The organism is Bacillus sp. FSL W8-1202 (genome assembly GCF_038006165.1).
GTDB lineage: Bacteria > Bacillota > Bacilli > Bacillales > Bacillaceae > Bacillus > Bacillus subtilis.
Genome location: NZ_JBBOUR010000001.1, coordinates 1,007,555 through 1,024,975 on the forward strand (window position 1 = coordinate 1,007,555; position 17,421 = coordinate 1,024,975).

General features: G+C 44.3%; 16 protein-coding genes and 4 tRNA genes. 4 read left to right on the forward strand and 16 right to left on the reverse strand.

Going from position 1 to position 17,421, the window contains the following annotated elements; translation table 11 throughout:
• Nucleotides 1–9: 9 nt before the first annotated feature.
• The 11 genes from walI to dnaB all read right to left on the reverse strand — a co-directional run bounded on the left by walI (nt 10) and on the right by dnaB (nt 9,176).
• Complete coding sequence (gene walI, locus NSQ09_RS05125) at nt 10–852, reverse strand: WalRK two-component regulatory system regulator WalI (protein ID WP_003244037.1); 843 nt, start codon at nt 850–852, stop codon at nt 10–12.
• Nucleotides 839–2,206 carry a WalRK two-component regulatory system regulator WalH gene (gene walH / locus NSQ09_RS05130; protein WP_341030619.1) on the reverse strand — a complete coding sequence of 456 codons (1,368 nt, stop codon included), beginning with the start codon at nt 2,204–2,206 and terminating at the stop codon, nt 839–841. Before walH ends, walI begins: the two co-directional genes overlap by 14 nt.
• The gene (gene walK / locus NSQ09_RS05135) at nt 2,196–4,031 is read right to left on the reverse strand and encodes a cell wall metabolism sensor histidine kinase WalK (protein ID WP_009968432.1); all 1,836 of its coding nucleotides are present in this window, start codon (nt 4,029–4,031) and stop codon (nt 2,196–2,198) included. The genes walH and walK overlap by 11 nt, the downstream gene beginning before the upstream one ends.
• A gap of 7 nt (nt 4,032–4,038) precedes the next feature.
• Nucleotides 4,039–4,746 (reverse strand): cell wall metabolism DNA-binding response regulator WalR, encoded by a 708-nt coding sequence (gene walR, locus NSQ09_RS05140; RefSeq protein WP_069837943.1) that lies wholly within the window; start codon nt 4,744–4,746, stop codon nt 4,039–4,041.
• Between the two features lie 382 nt (nt 4,747–5,128).
• A tRNA-Phe gene (locus NSQ09_RS05145) sits at nt 5,129–5,201 on the reverse strand.
• 35 nt (nt 5,202–5,236) lie between these two features.
• A tRNA-Asp gene (locus tag NSQ09_RS05150) sits at nt 5,237–5,313 on the reverse strand.
• A gap of 81 nt (nt 5,314–5,394) precedes the next feature.
• Nucleotides 5,395–5,466, reverse strand: a tRNA-Glu gene (locus tag NSQ09_RS05155).
• A gap of 9 nt (nt 5,467–5,475) precedes the next feature.
• Nucleotides 5,476–5,551: transfer RNA gene (locus NSQ09_RS05160), tRNA-Lys, on the reverse strand.
• Between the two features lie 223 nt (nt 5,552–5,774).
• Complete coding sequence (gene purA, locus NSQ09_RS05165) at nt 5,775–7,067, reverse strand: adenylosuccinate synthase (RefSeq protein ID WP_069837900.1); 1,293 nt, start codon at nt 7,065–7,067, stop codon at nt 5,775–5,777.
• Nucleotides 7,068–7,272: 205 nt separating this feature from the next.
• Nucleotides 7,273–7,656, reverse strand: coding sequence for a VOC family protein (locus NSQ09_RS05170; protein WP_226465749.1), 384 nt, complete (start codon nt 7,654–7,656; stop codon nt 7,273–7,275).
• 155 nt (nt 7,657–7,811) lie between these two features.
• On the reverse strand, nt 7,812–9,176 hold the full coding sequence (dnaB, locus tag NSQ09_RS05175; protein WP_003226923.1) for a replicative DNA helicase: 1,365 nt from the start codon (nt 9,174–9,176) through the stop codon (nt 7,812–7,814).
• A 169-nt stretch (nt 9,177–9,345) separates the two neighbouring features.
• On the opposite strand from dnaB, the gene NSQ09_RS05180 reads away from it, so the two are divergent.
• Entirely contained in the window at nt 9,346–9,546 is a 201-nt protein-coding gene (locus tag NSQ09_RS05180) for a DUF2188 domain-containing protein (protein ID WP_003226922.1), read from the forward strand.
• 47 nt (nt 9,547–9,593) lie between these two features.
• Here the strand turns inward: NSQ09_RS05180 and NSQ09_RS05185 are convergent, their stop codons facing one another.
• Nucleotides 9,594–9,797, reverse strand: a complete 204-nt coding sequence (locus NSQ09_RS05185; RefSeq protein ID WP_003244312.1) for a hypothetical protein — start codon at nt 9,795–9,797, stop codon at nt 9,594–9,596.
• Nucleotides 9,798–9,917: 120 nt separating this feature from the next.
• Here NSQ09_RS05185 and NSQ09_RS05190 point away from each other — a divergent pair, with 120 nt between their 5' ends.
• From NSQ09_RS05190 to NSQ09_RS05200, 3 genes are all read left to right on the forward strand, one after another.
• Nucleotides 9,918–10,058, forward strand: coding sequence for a YycC family protein (locus NSQ09_RS05190; protein ID WP_144453085.1), 141 nt, complete (start codon nt 9,918–9,920; stop codon nt 10,056–10,058).
• A gap of 72 nt (nt 10,059–10,130) precedes the next feature.
• Nucleotides 10,131–11,339 carry a CynX/NimT family MFS transporter gene (locus NSQ09_RS05195; RefSeq protein ID WP_017695789.1) on the forward strand — a complete coding sequence of 403 codons (1,209 nt, stop codon included), beginning with the start codon at nt 10,131–10,133 and terminating at the stop codon, nt 11,337–11,339.
• 105 nt (nt 11,340–11,444) lie between these two features.
• Complete coding sequence (locus NSQ09_RS05200) at nt 11,445–13,502, forward strand: glycosyltransferase family 39 protein (protein WP_213383755.1); 2,058 nt, start codon at nt 11,445–11,447, stop codon at nt 13,500–13,502.
• 37 nt (nt 13,503–13,539) lie between these two features.
• On the opposite strand, the gene rplI is transcribed toward NSQ09_RS05200, so the two are convergent.
• The 4 genes from rplI to NSQ09_RS05220 form a co-directional block, all read right to left on the reverse strand.
• Nucleotides 13,540–13,989: a 50S ribosomal protein L9 gene (rplI, locus tag NSQ09_RS05205; protein ID WP_003226915.1), complete on the reverse strand. Its 450-nt coding sequence runs from the start codon at nt 13,987–13,989 to the stop codon at nt 13,540–13,542.
• Nucleotides 13,986–15,965 (reverse strand): cyclic-di-AMP phosphodiesterase GdpP, encoded by a 1,980-nt coding sequence (gene gdpP / locus NSQ09_RS05210; RefSeq protein ID WP_003242517.1) that lies wholly within the window; start codon nt 15,963–15,965, stop codon nt 13,986–13,988. The genes rplI and gdpP overlap by 4 nt, the downstream gene beginning before the upstream one ends.
• Before the next feature lie 36 nt (nt 15,966–16,001).
• Nucleotides 16,002–16,931, reverse strand: coding sequence for a YybS family protein (locus NSQ09_RS05215; protein WP_003226911.1), 930 nt, complete (start codon nt 16,929–16,931; stop codon nt 16,002–16,004).
• A gap of 224 nt (nt 16,932–17,155) precedes the next feature.
• A complete protein-coding gene (locus tag NSQ09_RS05220; RefSeq protein ID WP_003226909.1) occupies nt 17,156–17,305 on the reverse strand; it encodes a hypothetical protein in 150 nt (49 codons plus the stop codon).
• Between the last annotated feature and the right edge of the window lie 116 nt (nt 17,306–17,421).

A 17,421-nucleotide genomic window follows, 5' to 3' on the forward strand; every position in this document is an offset into this window, starting at 1 on the left:
CCATTATTTTCATTGATCTGTATCTAAAATCGTACTCTCCAAAGCATTCACAGTAAAATACTCTTGTACTGTCTTTTTCTCACCGTTCACTTTTTTCTCGTACTCGACCGTAATTCTCCATACCGGCGCCAGCACCTGCGTACTTGTCAGCGGATATTGTGCTACATAGCCGAATTTACAGCTCTTCACAGTGCTGTATTCTTTTAATTGATTTTGATAGTACAATAGCTCAACCGCATCCATTTCAGTAATTAAGCTTTCTTTCTGGATTTGCTTGAAGGTCTCAAGTGTAGTCTGGTCGTATGACACAACCTCGTTTTTACCGTTTAAGTGCAGCACCACTTGCCCGATCATATTAGAGGGATTGTCGGTCTTTTGGTAAATATAATGACCTTCGTACGTTTGGAAGAAAATAATTTCTTTCTTCGATTTATCAACCTTCCAAAGCTTATATTTTTCGCCATCTTGAATTTTCGAAGAAACAAGTGCCTGAGCATCGTCCTCGATATCCTTCTTTGATAGTGCGATTGGATTTGCAAACTTCATTTTCAGGCTCGTTACTTTATGATCATCACTAGGCATGTCCATCAAAGGCTTTTGATCCTTCAGCGCCTCAATTTCCTCCTTGGAGAAAGACTTTTGATTTGCCGTGATCCGATAGCCTTCTGTCGCTTCCTTATTCAAGCCTTCATACGTGATATGATCGGCCTTCATGTCATGCTCGACATCATTTTTAATGACTTCATATTCTTTGCCGGTAGCCTGCCATTTTTGAAAAAACTGATAGCCTAAGAAAATATCTAAAATGAGGAAGGCAACGATGAAGATTGATTTTGTCTTATTCCACTCCACTGTTAGCCCCCTCCTTCCTCAATAAATCCTTTGTAATCGGCACAATTTTTCCATTTACTTTCATCGCCCAAACCGGTTCCAATTCAACGAGAGGATCATCGTTGGTTGATGTTGATACCAATTGATAAGCAAGGAAGATCTGATCAATTTTGTCCGTATCATAAGCGGTTTGTTTCGAAAGCAGCATCCTCACTTCGCTGCCGCTCATGAGCTCTGTTTCACTTGTTTTAATCGGATTCGTTCCGAGACTGTAATTCGGCCGCTTATAGCTGAGAATATCATCATTCGCCCATTGCACCGTAATCGCCGATGTCACCCCGAAAGGTTTGGCGGTGCTGTTAATGACCGGGATCTGATCCATAAAGATATAGAAGCTCAGCTGCTGGCTGTCATTAATATTGAAAAATTGATAGTGATCCGTCCAGCTTCCGGTATCCTCAAGGTATTTTTGGCTCTTTTTGATTAATTCACCTGTTTGATAGGATGTGCTCTGCACCAAATTGCGCTGTTGAAATTGCACCTGTCGCTGGCTTAGATTCACATCTAAACGGCTGATCCCATCTGTCAGCACATTTCTGTTGTTGTAATTCGAATCTTCCCTTACGATGCTCGGATCGCTAAACAAAGCCTGCTTAAAGGTACTTGTTTTAATCGATTCAGTGACAAATTCTTTTTTGTCCATCGTAAGCGGTTTGTTTGGCAGCAAAAACTCTTTCTTTGAGCCAATGGAGAACAAACTGAACGCCGGCATATTTGATTGCCTGTTTTTCAAGTCGTTCATAATATTCCGGTAGTTTGCTGATTCAACCGTCACTTCAAGAATGAGCTGCTTGCTGTATGACACCAAATAGATTTTCTTGTTCGCTTTTGTTTCATTGAACGGGATCAGAATATGGTCAAACGAACTGTATTCAAACGACTGATTAGACCATTTAAACAACGTTTGGAAAATATCAATCGGGATCGTATCGCTGAATTGCAAGTCAAGCTTGGCTTCAGAACCGCCTATTCCATAAAACCAGCTTTTGAATCCAGCCTTGTCATACTGATCCGAAATATCTTTAATTCCTTTCACATCCCAATGCGGCAAGTCAGACCATATTTCTTCATAGAGGGCATTGTCATCCACTTTGTAATGAGCGCCGTCATCATGGATAAACATGTCCCTTGGCCTTACCGTTTCAGACAGCTTTTGGGTGGTTTTTTCGATTTTATGTTTCACACGAACAGTAGACTCTGTTGAGGATGAGCCTTCAGAAAAGTTTGGCTGGAACGTCCATATCCCCCATGTAAAAACAAGACTGATGACGACGAGTACCGTAAGTAATATCGTTTTTATATTTTCACGCTTCATCCCAATCATCCTCTTGTTCCTCTTTATATGGAAGAGTAAATGTAATCGTCGTGCCTTTTCCTTCTATGCTGTCCGCCCAAATATCTCCGCCGTGCGCCTGTACCATTTCCTTGGCAATCGCCAATCCCAGACCGGTGCCGCCAAGTTTTCTCGTTCTCGCTTTATCCACCCTGTAGAAGCGGTCAAAGACTTTTTCGACATCTTTTTTCGGAATACCAATCCCTTCATCCTTCACGCTGATATAGAGAAGTTCTTCCTCTTCATTGACATCAATCGAGAACGTGACATGTCCGCCTTCCGGTGAATATTTTAAAGCGTTAGAAATAATATTATCGAGCACCTGCGTAATTTTATCCTGGTCGATCTCGACGTACAGATCTCTGTCCGGCAGATTGCGGATAAACTCCACATGCTGCTCTTTTGTCATTTCAAAACGGTCAATAATAAGCGACATAAACCGGACAATCTGAATCCATTCCCGGTTAAATTGATAATCCTTACTGTCAAATTTCGACAGCTGAAGCAGATCATTGACAAGCCGGATCATACGCTCTGTTTCATTTTGCGTCACCATTAAGAAGCGCGGAGCAATGTCTTTATTTTCCCACGCGCCTTCAGCTAACGCTTCTAAATAGCTGCGCATTGTCGTAAGCGGCGTCCGCAGCTCATGTGATACATTCGCAACGAATTCTCTGCGTTCCTGATCCATTTTCTCTTGTTCGGTTACATCGTAAATGACAGCGATTAAACCATCAATTTTGCCGTGTTCCCTTTGAATCACAGAGAAATTCACGCGAAGCACCGTTAATTCATCATCGCGCTCAATTTCAAGCAGCATAGAATCCTGTTGCTCCACTAAATCTTCAAAAGTATAATTCTCTTGAAGCCCCAGCAAACTCGTAATCGGCATTTCTAAGGCTGTTTCACGTGAAACGTTCAACAGTTCCAGCGCCGGGCTGTTTAAGAGAATAATCGCTCCGTTTCGGTTTGTGGCGATAACGCCGTCTGTCATATAAGCAATGACAGAGGCTAGCTTTCTGCGTTCTCCTTCAGTCATCGCCTGGGCATCTTCAAGCTCTCTCGTTAAGTGGTTAAACGTTGTGGCCAGCTGCCCAATTTCATCATGCCCGTACTTTTTAACCTTCCTCGAGAAATTCCCTTTCGCAAGCTCCATCGCCTGCTTTCGCATATCTGAAAGCGGGTGGGTAATGGTTCTTGCCAGAAAAATACCAAGAAGAGCCGTCAAAACAAGTGCCAAACCTGTGCCGGACGCCAGTATCGTGTTGATCGTCTTCATTTGATTAAAGACATCTTCCATACTCGCGACAACATAGATCGCGCCCACAACCTCTTGATTTTCAGTCATGACGGGCTTCGCGGAAATAAGAACTCTGATTTTGCTTTTCGGGTCATAATATTTTCTTAAATACGACTGTTTGGTAGAAAAAATTCTTTTGAAAATCAGATCGGTCGTTTGTTTCCCAGCCACTTCCTCACCGTACGGCTTTGAAGAACCGACCACTTCATAGCTTTTATCTACAAAGCTAATTTCCCGAACCTCATCACTTTTCGTGAAGTCATTCAAAATACGGCTGACGTCATCCTTTATGACGGTACTGTCGTTATCGCTCTTATATTCTTGTTCGATATAATAAGAAAGGTTGTCGATTCGCTGATTCAACGATTGTTCATAAGAGCTGATCAGCGACTTCTCTACCTGATTGACAAAATACACACCAATGATTTGCATGGCAATGATAATCAAAAGCACATAAATCAAGGTAATCTTAAATTGGATCGACCGAAAAAAACCAACCTTATTCATATGGGCATTAGTCCTGTTCTGGGTTTCTCAAGTAATAACCTACACCGCGGCGTGTGACGATCCAATTTGGATGGCTCGGGTTGTCCTCGATTTTTTCACGAAGCCGGCGGACTGTTACGTCAACCGTTCTGACATCGCCGAAGTAATCATAGCCCCAAACGGTTTGAAGCAAATGTTCACGGGTCATCACTTGTCCGATATGTTTTGCTAAATAATGAAGCAATTCGAACTCACGATGAGTCAATTCGATTGTTTCATCTCGTTTTGATACAACGTACGCGTCAGGGAAGATGACGAGAGAGCCGATATGAATCTCGTTAGAGGAAGGCTCTTCCTCCGCAGGCGCTGTTGTCAGCTGGCGGCGCAGGTTCGCTTTTACACGCGCCAAGAGCTCGCGTGTGCTGAATGGTTTTGTGACATAGTCATCAGCACCGATTTCGAGCCCGATAACCTTGTCAATTTCTGAATCCTTAGCCGTCAGCATAATGATTGGCATATCGTATTTCTTTCTGACTTCACGGCATACCTCAACGCCGTCTTTATTCGGGAGCATAATATCTAAAAGAATTAAATCAGGCTGAAGCTCTTCTACCATTTCAATGGCTTCGTTTCCGTCGTGGGCACAGTGCACTTCATAGCCTTCTTTTCTTAAGTTAAATTCCAATATATCTGCAATCGGTTTTTCATCATCTACTACAAGGATCTTTTTATCCATCATTTTGATTTTCCTCCTGCCGAATGACTTCATTTCATCTATATAACATTCGTTTCATCACTTATGGCCCATGTAAAGAATGGGTCCTTGTCTATTATAACGGTTTAAGGTCAAAAGATAAAAAAAATAAAGGTTTAGAAAAAAACACATGTTTCACCTTTATCCCCAGTTGTTTATCTATTGTCATGCTGGTCAACTTTTTTAAAAAAAGATAACTTTATTGAAACCTCCCCTCACCGGAGTGCGTCTTTATCAATGACGTCTTCTTCTTTGAACCGGCTGCAGGGCCGGTTCTCCCTTTTTCTTCTATTATAACACTCCTCATGTTTGCCTTTTTCCTAAAAGAAAAAACGCACCTACGATTGCAGATGCGTTTGGTAAGTGGCTCGGGACGGAATCGAACCGCCGACACACGGATTTTCAGTCCGTTGCTCTACCAACTGAGCTACCGAGCCAAATGTTTTATTTTTCTCTACTAAGTAAAGTAAAATGGCGGTCCGGACGGGACTCGAACCCGCGACCTCCTGCGTGACAGGCAGGCATTCTAACCAACTGAACTACCGGACCTTACAGTAATTGCCCGGAGAGCTGTCGTGTCAGCTCTCACAGACAAATAAGGAATTTAGCAATAACGCTAAAGTAAATCAATGACCCGTACGGGATTCGAACCCGTGTTACCGCCGTGAAAGGGCGGTGTCTTAACCGCTTGACCAACGGGCCTTCACGAAATGGTGAGCCATGAAGGACTCGAACCTTCGACCCTCTGATTAAAAGTCAGATGCTCTACCAACTGAGCTAATGGCTCTTAAAGATGTCGGAATTTCTATAGAGCAAACGACTTAGATCTAGTTCTCATCTTGTACTCTATTGAAGCAGTTTCCGTAACAACGAGATTTATAATATCACGAACAAATAGAAGTGGCAATAACTTTTTTGGTTTTTTTCATATTTTTTTCTCAGACCAACTTATATGCGGCTTTCAAACAAAAAACAAGCCCCTGATATAGGGGCTTGTTGGCATATTCTATTTAGTTCGCACGGTACACACTGCGAAGGACATTTGTTTGTGAGCGGTCTGGACCGACAGAGAAAATAGAAAGCGGAATGCCTGTCAGCTGAGACACACGCTCAAGATAATGGCGCGCATTCTCCGGAAGCTCGCTCAAGCTCTTCGCATCTGTAATATCCTCAGTCCAGCCTGGCATTTCTTCATATACCGGCTCACATTCAGCAAGTGCCTTAAGACTTGCTGGAAATTCTTCAATGATTTCGCCTTTGTAGCGGTACGCCACACAGATTTTCAACGTTTCAATTCCTGTTAGGACGTCAATTGAGTTCAGAGAAAGATCTGTAATTCCGCTCACACGGCGGGCGTGGCGGACAACAACGCTGTCAAACCAGCCGACACGGCGCGGGCGGCCTGTTGTTGTTCCATATTCGCGTCCGACTTCACGGATTTGATCGCCGATTTCATCTTTCAGCTCAGTCGGGAAAGGACCGTCGCCGACACGAGTCGTATATGCTTTTGATACACCGACAACGTGCTTGATTTTGGTCGGGCCGACACCAGAACCGATCGTGACACCGCCGGCAACCGGGTTAGATGACGTAACAAACGGGTATGTTCCTTGGTCGATATCGAGCATAACCCCTTGTGCGCCTTCAAATAATACACGGCGCCCTTCATCAAGAGCATCGTTTAAGACAACAGATGTATCGCAAACATATTTTTTAATCTGCTGGCCGTACTCATAATATTCGTCTAAGATATCCTCAAGTTTAAACCCTTCTGTCTCGTACATTTTCTCGAGAAGACGGTTTTTTTCTTCAAGATTGCGCTCAAGCTTTTCCGCAAACGCGTCACGGTCTAACAGATCCGCGATGCGAATTCCGATGCGGGCTGCTTTATCCATGTAAGCAGGGCCGATTCCTTTTTTCGTTGTGCCGATCTTGTTAGCCCCTTTACGCTCTTCTTCCACTTCATCCAATTTCAAATGATACGGCAGAATGACGTGAGCTCTGTTGCTGATTCTCAGGTTATCTGTACTCACGTTGCGCTCATGAAGATACGCAAGCTCTGTGACTAATGCTTTCGGATCTACAACCATTCCGTTTCCGATTACACACGTTTTATCCTTATAGAAAATTCCAGACGGGATTAAGTGAAGCTTATATGTGATTCCGTCAAACTTGATTGTATGCCCTGCGTTATTTCCGCCTTGATAACGGGCGATCACTTCTGCATTTTCTGATAGGAAATCTGTAATTTTACCTTTTCCTTCATCGCCCCATTGCGTACCTACTACAACTACTGAAGACATGTCCGTGCACCTCCGTTAAACTTTCAAAACGATTCTATTCAAACAAATCAAGTTTATCAGTGAAGAAACAGAAAGTCAATTGTAAATCCGAACATTAAATTAATGTAAATCTATATTCGTTCGCTTCCATTCGTTTTATAAGCGTTTTCTCACTGCTTTGTCATAAAAAGCTTGCGAAACTTTCATCCTTTAGCATAAGAAAGAATCACTTGCCCGATATCCCTTTAGAATTCATAAAAACGATTCGCCAGCCGTCCGGGTCCTCTATCGTCACGCCCCCATTGCTCCAGTACGGGTTCTCTGATTCGACCTCTTGATAGCCCATGTGTTTTAGCTTTGAAGTGATCGCTGCCAGTTCATCTGCGTTCGGCACATAAAAAACAAGAAGGCTGTCGGGATGGAGAATGGGGGCAGTGCTTTCCCCTTCATACTGGGTGAATTCCAAATGATAATCGGCATGAGGAAGGCCGAACATGACACCGTCATACCCGTTATGCTGTGAAAATTCTCCTATTCGTTTCAAACACAGTCCCTCTTCGTAAAAACGAATAATCTCATCAAGCTGGCCCGTAGGACGCGCAATTCGGATTTATGCTGCGTGAAAAGACGAAAAACCTTTTCCCATATTGTTACCATCTCCTTTTTGCACCATTTTATTAAAACGCTTTCAAAATCTCATCTGCTGAGCGAACGGTATTTCTTCCATCTTTCGAATGAAAAAACCCCAAGAGCAGCTCTTGGGGCTTATGCGCCGGGCGGAACACCTGCGTCATCAAAACGCCGTTCCAGGTTGACGAATTTGTTGTATTCTTTTACGAACGCAAGAGACACGGTTCCTACCGGGCCGTTACGCTGTTTGGCGATAATAATTTCGATAATATTTTTATTCTCGGTTTCTTTGTCATAGTAGTCATCACGATAAAGGAACGCGACAATATCCGCGTCCTGCTCGATACTTCCTGATTCCCGGATATCAGACATCATCGGCCGTTTATCCTGACGCTGCTCAACACCCCTGGAAAGCTGGGAAAGCGCGATAACTGGGACTTGCAGCTCCCTGGCAATCGACTTCAGTTCACGGGAAATTTCAGATACTTCCTGCTGACGGTTGTCCTTTGAACGACCGCTTCCCTGAATCAATTGCAGGTAATCAATCAAAATCATGCCCAGCCCGCTTTCCTGCTTCAAGCGGCGGCACTTGGCACGGATTTCGCTCACCCGAATACCCGGTGTATCATCGATGTAAATCCCGCTGTTCGACAGGCTTCCCATTGCCATCGTCAGCTTGCCCCAATCCTCTTCGGTCAGGTTACCTGTACGGAGATTCTGGGCATTGATATTTCCCTCGGCACAGAGCATACGCATAACGAGCTGCTCGGCACCCATCTCAAGACTGAAAATCGCGACGCTCTCATCGGTTTTCGTCGCCACGTTTTGTGCGATGTTCAGGGCAAAGGCTGTTTTCCCTACTGACGGACGGGCAGCCACAATGATCAAGTCGTTGCGCTGAAAACCCGCAGTCATCCGGTCAAGCTCTGTAAACCCTGTTGGAATCCCCGTGATATCACCTTTTCGATTGTGAAGCTGTTCGATATTATCATAGGTTTGGACAAGGACGTCCTTAATATTTTGGAAGGCACTCGTGTTTTTGCGCTGTGCCACTTCCATAATCGTTTTTTCCGCTTCACTGAGTAAATCCTCGACCTCATCCTCACGGGTATACCCGTCTTGAGCAATCGTTGTCGCAGTTCTGATTAATCGGCGAAGAATCGATTTTTCCTCAACGATTTTCGCGTAATATTCTATGTTAGCCGCTGTCGGCACCGAGTTTGCAATATCTGTCAAATATGAAATGCCGCCTACTTCTTCCAGCAGGTCTGTGTTCGCAAGCTCTGATGTTACCGTCACCAGATCAACCGGTTCACCTCGGTCACCGAGCACCAGCATCGCATTATAGATTTTTTGGTGGGACATTCTATAGAAATCATCTGGAATCAATACTTCTGAAGCCAGTGTTAAAGCAGACGGCTGTAAAAAAATAGCGCCTAACACGGCTTGTTCAGCTTCTATATTTTGCGGAGGAAGCCGGTCATTCAGAAGGTCTGTCATGCTAAGCACCGTCCTCTCATTAAAAAATCTCCAACCTCCATTCTACCATTTCTACAGAAAAAAAATAGAAAAATTGTCTGTTTCCTGTTTTTTTCAGTTAGCAGATTGGATCGTTTCGGACAGCAACAAGGCGGGAAAAATGCAATAAAACATGAGGGAGGAATGAAAGATGATAAAGAAATATGCGATTACGCCTAATGTTGATGCGGACGGCTGGTTTATTGAGGTGGAGAATGTAGCGCCGACAGCTTTGTATACGTCTAAAGACGCCGCTATTGAAAAGGCCAAACAGGTGGCTAAGGAAAACAGTCCGTCTAAGCTTGTAATTTATGACCAGTTTAAAAATGTGGAAGAAGAACACTCATTTTAATGAATGAAAGCCTTCGCTGCAGCGAGGGTTTTTTAGCGGTTATCGGTTTATTTCATCCATTGGATGCCTATGTGCATCATCAAATCTGCCGCTTTTTGATACAGATCCCACTCCCCGATCGAAGCAAATTTCCCCATCAGCTCCTGAAGCTTTAGCCTCATTGCTATATATTCTTCGAAAGTGACAGCTTTTTCAGTGTCTATTTGGTGTTCCTTCAGCATTTGTTTTAATAAGGATAACGGTGCGTGCATAAGAACCCTCCTTACCTCTTTTATAACGGTCATTTTCCGATTGCTCTATTCCTTTGTGACATCTTCTTACATTTCACATCTGATTCTTGTACAATGGACAGAAGAGAGGAGGGATCTTTTGTGAGACCTTTGCAAATTTCTGCTGAAACTGCACAAAAGCTTGCAGAGTCCTTGAATCTGCCGCTTGAACAGATCATGCATATGCCTCAGTATATTCTGCTTGCCAAAATGGCTGAACTGCAAAAAGAGGACAAATCATAGCCTTCATTCACATACTTGCTTACCTGTTTCGGGATAATATCATGTATATGTTAGAAAAGAGGAGTAACTGCTTTGCCACATCCACATAATAAAAAAATCCAATCATTTTGGCTGATCACCGGCATTATCTTTATCGCCTTTAACTTACGGCCCGCGATCACTTCAGTCGGTCCGGTCATTAGCTCTATCCGGGCAGAGCTGCACATGTCCAATGGGGCAGCCGGTTTTTTGACCGCACTGCCGCTGCTTTCGTTTGCAGTTCTTTCTCCGCTTGCACCTAAGCTTGGACAGCGCCTCGGAAATGAGCGAACTTTATGGCTAGGTCTCGTGATACTGCTTATCGGCGTTTTGACTCGTTCTACCGGCTATACTGCCGCTTTGTTTTTCGGAACGGCACTTATCGGCGTCGGGATTGCGATTGGTAACGTACTTTTGCCAAGCTTAATCAAACATAAATACCCTGAAAAGCCAGGGATCATGATCAGCCTGTATACGACATCAATGAATATATTCGCAGCTTTAGCATCGGGTGTCAGCGTTCCTTTAGCGACCCAGATGGATGGCGGATGGAAACAGGCCTTTCTCTTATGGGGCGGGCTGGCTTTACTTGCATTGCTAATCTGGATACCTCAGCTGCGCCACCGGGATACGGCAAACCAGACAATGAAGCTGCAATCCAGTTCCATTTGGGCTTCCAAAATGGCATGGTATGTCACCATCTTTATGGGCCTGCAATCGTTTTTATTTTACAGCAGCATCGCTTGGTTTCCTGAAATTCTCCGTTCACACGGGATTGATACGGCAACAGCCGGATGGATGGTATCACTCATGCAATTTGCGAGTCTGCCTTCCACTTTTCTGACACCAGTTTTAGCTGACCGTGTGAAACAGCAGCGCGGTATCGTTGCGGCGCTGGCCTCAGTTTATCTGATCGGCCTTTGCGGATTATTAGCGGGCGGAAGCCATACATTGCTTGCCATCTGGATGATCATTATCGGTATCGGACAAGGCTCCAGCATTAGTCTGGCGCTCACTTTGATTGGTCTCCGCAGTGAAAATGCCCAACAGGCCGCTGCGCTGTCAGGCATGTCTCAGTCATTCGGCTACCTGCTGGCAGCAGTCGGGCCAATCTTTGTCGGCTATCTCTTTGACCAGACGCATTCATGGACGATGCCGATAGTGCTTCTCATTGCTGCCCTGATCGTAATGGGAGCAGCTGGACAGAGAGCCGGACGAGATCGATACATTTTTCAGTCAGAAAAACAAAGAAATTCAGCATAAAAGCGGGGAAAATATCTCCGCTTTTTTCTTTGAATATTTATTGTTTATTCATAAGTTTTTCATATTTGTTTTTTACAATGAGACACCATAAAGAGGTGAAAAACGATGAAAACCAAACGATTCGACGCAGCCCTTATTCTTATTTTGCTGGCAGCAGCTTTTTTGAATACGTATCACATTTGGCAGGATGATACAGCGAACCAGTACTATTTGGCGGCTGTAAAAAGCATGACGCAAAGCTTCCATAATTTCTTTTATGCGTCATTTGACCCTTCTGGATTTGTGACAGTAGATAAGCCTCCTGTCGTGTTATGGATTCAAACGATTTTCGCACTGATTTTCGGTGTTCACACGTGGAGTGTCATCATTCCCCAGGCTCTTGCCGGAGTTGGATCTGTCTTCCTTCTCTACAGAATGATCAAGCCGACTTTTGGAATTGGAGCGGCCCGCATTTCCGCACTTGTTATGGCACTGACCCCTATCGCAGTAGCTGTCAGCCGGACAAACAATATTGACAGCATGCTTGTCTTTACCATATTGCTCGGTTCAGCTTGCCTGTTTCGGGCAGTAAAACAAGGCAAGCTGGTTTGGCTGCTGACGGCATTTGCCCTAATTGGGCTCGCCTTTAATATGAAGATGATGCAAGCGTTTATGGTATTGCCTGCATTTGTGTTATTCTACCTGGTTGCATATCGGGTTTCTCTGAAGAAAAAAATCGGGTCCCTGCTTCTGTCTCTTGTCCTTCTGACAGGCCTTTCACTCTCATGGGCGATTGCAGTGGATTCAGCCTCTTCCTCAAGCCGGCCTTATGTAGGAAGCAGCCAGACCAACTCAGTGCTAGAACTGGCCTTTGGCTACAACGGCACAGAGCGTCTGCTTGGGCAAACTACGGGCCTGGCAAAGGGTGATATGAATGCTGCTGGCGGAGGGAAGATGCAGAATCAAGACAACATGCAAGCGCCAAATGGCAACGGTTCATCTTTTTCTCAGAACGGAAATCAATCATTCGGAAACCATTCACATGCGCCTCAGCCGTCTAACGGACAAACCGGCGCTCTCAATGGAGGCGGAGGCACACCTCCCACAGGTGGCAACGGACCTGGAAATGGAGGGCCTGGCGGTGGAGGCGGAAAAAGCGTGAATATGTTCGGCACCGGTGATCCTGGACCGCTTCGTCTTTTCCAATCAGCACTCTCCGGCCAAATCAGCTGGATGCTTCCATTCTCATTGATCGGATTACTGGGCGCAATCGTCAGCTGGTACCGTGATCGCCGCGGACATGCTGCTGAAATGAAAGAAACGCTATTCTGGGCGGCTTGGCTTGTTCCCGTGGCTGGTTTCTTCAGCATCGCAGGATTCTTCCACCAGTATTATTTGATTATGCTGGCACCGCCGATTGCCGCCCTTTCTGGTATCGGATGGTATACGATGCACCGCTTATACAAAAATAATAAAGACTGGTCCAGCTATCTTCTGCCGGCAGCCGTTCTGATCACAGCCGCGTTCCAGGTGTATATTCTGAGTGCTTATACAAGCCAAATCGGCAGTGTATGGATGTATGTCCTGGGGCTCTTAGGACTGGGCATCACCCTTGCACTTCTGATGCTTAAACGCAGCCATCCGTTCAGTAAGCAGCTGACCATCATCAGCTTGTGCGTTCTGCTTCTCACACCAGTTTACTGGTCAGCAACGCCGCTTCTATACGGTGGCAACAGCGTCCTTCCTGAATCCGGCCCGCAGCTCAAAGGCTCAGCAAACGGCGGGAACATGTTCTCTTCAGAGGTCGACAGCGGGCTCCTGTCCTATCTGAGAAAACACAATACCGGCGAAGAATATTTATTTGCTACTTTGACAACCGTAACAGCTGCGCCATACATCATTTACGAAAATGAATCTGTTATGGCAATGGGCGGATTTAACGGCACGGATCCCATTCTGACTGTGTCGGAACTGAAAAAACTGATCAAAGAAGGCAAAGTGAAATACTTCCTTCTGTCCGAAAACAACTCAGGCAACAGCGAACTTGTTTCCTGGATTAAGAAAAACGGAAAAGAAATAACATCTGACGAGTACAGCGGTTCCTCCAGCAGCACGAACAGCGTGCAGGGAATGCGAGGAGGACCTGGCGGAGAAAGCCAGCAAACTCTTTATCTCGTGGAATAAAAAAAAGAGGCTTGGATGAATCCAAGCCTCTTTTCTATTAAGCTTCTTCTTTTACATGTACCTTTAACACAGCCTGCACTTCAGGATGCAGCTTCACAGGCACGTTCGTATATCCTAATGCACGAATGCCGTCCGGCAGTTCAAGCTTCCGCTTATCTACTTTAATGTTATGGTCTTTTTGGAGCTGTTCAGTAATTTGCTTGCTTGTCACTGAACCAAATAAACGGCCGCCCTCACCTGATTTTGCGCTAAGCTCAACAGTCAGTTTTTCTAATGTCTCTTTCAAGCTCTTAGCCTGCTCAAGCTCAGCAATGGCTTCTTTTTTCTCTTTCTGCTTTTGTCCGTTTAGCGCGCTGATGTTTGAAGCGTTCGCTTCAACCGCGAGGCCTTTTTTAATTAGAAAGTTATGCGCATAACCGTCTGCTACGTTTTTGACTTCGCCTTTTTTTCCTTTTCCTTTTACATCTTGTAAGAAAATAACCTTCATCTCTGTACGCCTCCCTCAAAATACTCATCTATGGCGTGCTTCAGCCGTTCCAGCGCTTCAGAAACTGAAATGCCGGACAACTGAGTCGCCGCATTTGTTAAATGCCCTCCGCCTTCCAGGGCCTCCATGATGATCTGAACATTTACCTCGCCAAGCGACCGCGCACTGATACAAACCGTTTGTTCATCCCGTCTCGCCACCGCAAATGAAGCCTCAACCTCACTCATCGACAGCAGCGAATCGGCAGCCTGCGCAATCAGCACTTGATCGAAGTATTCCTCTTCATTTTCAGGAAGAGAAGCAATCGCAATGTTATCTTTATAGAGGACCGTATGCTGGATCAGCTTCGCCCGTTTAATATAGGAATCAACGGTTTCTTTCAGGAACTTCTGCACCAGCACCGTGTCGGCGCCTTTTGCCCTTAAATAAGAAGCCGCATCAAAAGTCCGCGAGCCCGTGCGGAGAGAAAAGCTCTTTGTATCCACTATTATACCAGCTAATAGGGCCGTTGCTTCAATCATATTGATTTTTAAACGCTTCGGCTGATATTCAAGCAGCTCTGTCACCAATTCCGCTGTGGAAGAAGCGTATGGTTCCATATAAACAAGCAGCGGATCTCTGATAAACTCCTCACCTCTTCGGTGATGGTCGATGACCACGATATGTTCAATTTTATTGACCAGCCGTTCCTCCATGACGAGTGACGGCTTATGTGTATCAACGATCACAAGCAGTGTGTCATCATTGGAAATCTCCATTGCTTCTTCAGGCGTAATAAATCTTGACCACAGTTCTTCATATTTTTTGATTTCCCCAATCAAACGCTGCACACTTGATCCGATTTGGTTTGGGTCAATCACGATAAAACCATCTTTGTTATTTGCCTGAGCCACCTTTAAAATCCCGATCGCTGCGCCGATAGAATCCATGTCGGGGAATTTATGCCCCATGATAATCACATTGCTGCTTTCGGTGACGATTTCCTTTAAGGCGTGAGAAATCACGCGGGCCCGCACCCTTGTTCGTTTCTCCATTGGGTTTGTTTTACCGCCGTAAAACTTCACCTTGCCGTTTGGCAGCTTAATGGCTACCTGGTCTCCGCCGCGTCCCAGTGCTAAGTCCAAGCTGGATTGCGCCAAATCGCCAAGTTCTTTCAGGGAAGAGACTGAAGCCCCGACACCGACGCTTAACGTCAGCGCTACACCGTCAAACGAGGTTTTTTCCCGCACTTCATCAAGAATCGAAAACTTCGAATTTTCGAGTTCAGTTAAGATGTGTTCATTAAGTACAGCGATAAAGCGCTCTGAAGACGTCCTTTTCAAGAAGATCCCGTACTCCTGCGCCCAAGCGTTCAGCAAAGATGTCACCTGGCTGTTCATCGTGCTTCTCGTCTGGTCATCCAATCCTTGTGTCACATCATCATAGTTATCAAGGAAAATATATGCCAGGACGGTTCTTTCGTTTTCATATAGCTTTTCAATCTGAATTTGTTCTGTTACATCAAAGAAATATAAGAGACGCTCATCCCGTTTGATGACAACCCTAAACTTGCGGTCATTCAATGTAACCGTTTCCGATTCCACCTCTTGTTTGATAAGCGGCACTACCGATTCACAAGTATCGTAAAGTGATCTCCCCACTAAAGTGCTTTCATTAAAGCAAGAGGAAAGAAACGGATTTGCCCATTCTATATAATATTGGTCATTAAAAAGCATGATTCCAATCGGCATTTCCATCAATGCCTCTTCACCGACTTTTTTCAACCTGTAGGACAACGTAGAAATATAAGCATCAATCTCTTGTCGAATAAGAGAATCAGCACGCTTAATAAAAAACAAAATAACTGCCAGCAGCAGCACTTCGACGGTTCCTAATATCCAGTTAAAATAAAAGCTGATGAGGATTGTAATAATTGACAGAGCAATCAATGCATAGATGGGATACCGAAACAGCGGTTTTTCATAAAAGCTTGGCATTTCTATCACTCCCCACCATGTGAGTAAAACTCATGTTCACTTCACCTTATTCCTTATATGAAAGCCCATATCTAAAACGCCTAAAATGCGAATGGCCGCCATGAAGACCGGATGCACAAACCCAAGTATGACAGCAATCACAGCCGCAGCCTTTGGATATTGTTTCTTATGGCAATAGAAAAAGATAAATGATAAACCTTGGATGAAAATCAGAAACCCGAGTATAAACTCCCCATTTAAAGCGATAGAGTACAGCATTTGGCCTTTTTCTAAAGGCAAAAATGAAAGCATGACAATAATCAAATACAGTACTACAACACTTTGCGGAAACTTCAACTCTCTAAAAGGCTTTAGATTAGGAATATCGGGGGAGAATCGCCTTAAGAGCGGCTTAGCGATAAGGTAACTGAGGAAAGAAAAAATAACTCCTACCATCACAATAGCTGTTGGAAAAAGATATTGAACGATACCCAATTGTTCTTCCATCAGTTTTAATTGCTTCTCAAACTGTCCAGCATTGCCCGACTGCTTCGCTACAGTTTCTACCATATCAAGAGATTGCCGGTATTGTGTCATCGCCTCATCAATGATATTGATACCCAAAAACTGAATGCTTATCACAAAATAGAAGACAATACTAAGCATATAAATAAGAGCGCCCGAAATAATGGCGTGCCCGGGCTCTTTCCTTTTGAAAAAATGTCCCATGGCAATGCCGGCGCAAGCTGACATAAAAGCTACAATAAGCCCGTTAAAGGACCCGACAATAAAAACAACCGGAAGACTGACAGCGCCCATCCATATCCCTAGCTTCAATCCATGTCTGATCGTATACAAGATCATTGGCAGCGGCAGTGCAAATAACAGAATTGTTCCAATCACAGGAACATAAACGACCAGAAGCGTGATGATCGCAAACAGACTGATTAAAATAGCACCTTCCATTAAAGCTCTCGTTTGTTTCACTTAGTCACCTCGTATCATCCTGAACATACGAATAGAAAAGAGCAGCATAAACGACTGCTCTTTTTCATCGCTGCAACATACTTTGCACCGAATGTTTTTATATCATCTCTAAATTTTACTTTTATATTTTAACATAAGTCCAAATCGTAAGTAAAATGACGCTAATGTTTCATGTGAAACATGAAAAATGAAAAGACATTCTTTGAAAAGAATGCCCATCACAATTAATGTTTATCATCCATAAAGCCAGAAGATTCCTTGTTTTTCTTTTTCGTTTTTCTGACATACATAAAAATTAAGATCACCAGTAAAAGGGTTGTTGCTTGCAGAACGCCGCTGCTAAACAAGAAAAAGTTCTTTATCATGTCCCACATTGTGTTTCACCTCTTTGTGCATGTTCTCAACCCGTATCCTATATAAGGTGAATTTCCCTTTTTAAAAACTTCAAAACATCATGAACAACATTGAGCATTGGGCATATGCTGATATG

Excerpts from the sequence above, each read along its gene's own strand:
- walH (WP_341030619.1), bottom strand. The coding sequence starts at position 2,206 with ATGAAGCGTGAAAATATAAAAACGATATTACTTACGGTACTCGTCGTC.
- walK (WP_009968432.1), bottom strand. The coding sequence starts at position 4,031 with ATGAATAAGGTTGGTTTTTTTCGGTCGATCCAATTTAAGATTACCTTG.
- walR (WP_069837943.1), bottom strand. The coding sequence starts at position 4,746 with ATGGATAAAAAGATCCTTGTAGTAGATGATGAAAAACCGATTGCAGAT.
- purA (WP_069837900.1), bottom strand. The coding sequence starts at position 7,067 with ATGTCTTCAGTAGTTGTAGTAGGTACGCAATGGGGCGATGAAGGAAAA.
- dnaB (WP_003226923.1), bottom strand. The coding sequence starts at position 9,176 with ATGACAGACCTTCTGAATGACCGGCTTCCTCCGCAAAATATAGAAGCT.
- NSQ09_RS05180 (WP_003226922.1), top strand. The coding sequence starts at position 9,346 with ATGATAAAGAAATATGCGATTACGCCTAATGTTGATGCGGACGGCTGG.
- NSQ09_RS05185 (WP_003244312.1), bottom strand. The coding sequence starts at position 9,797 with ATGCACGCACCGTTATCCTTATTAAAACAAATGCTGAAGGAACACCAA.
- NSQ09_RS05200 (WP_213383755.1), top strand. The coding sequence starts at position 11,445 with ATGAAAACCAAACGATTCGACGCAGCCCTTATTCTTATTTTGCTGGCA.
- rplI (WP_003226915.1), bottom strand. The coding sequence starts at position 13,989 with ATGAAGGTTATTTTCTTACAAGATGTAAAAGGAAAAGGAAAAAAAGGC.
- gdpP (WP_003242517.1), bottom strand. The coding sequence starts at position 15,965 with ATGCCAAGCTTTTATGAAAAACCGCTGTTTCGGTATCCCATCTATGCA.
- NSQ09_RS05220 (WP_003226909.1), bottom strand. The coding sequence starts at position 17,305 with ATGTGGGACATGATAAAGAACTTTTTCTTGTTTAGCAGCGGCGTTCTG.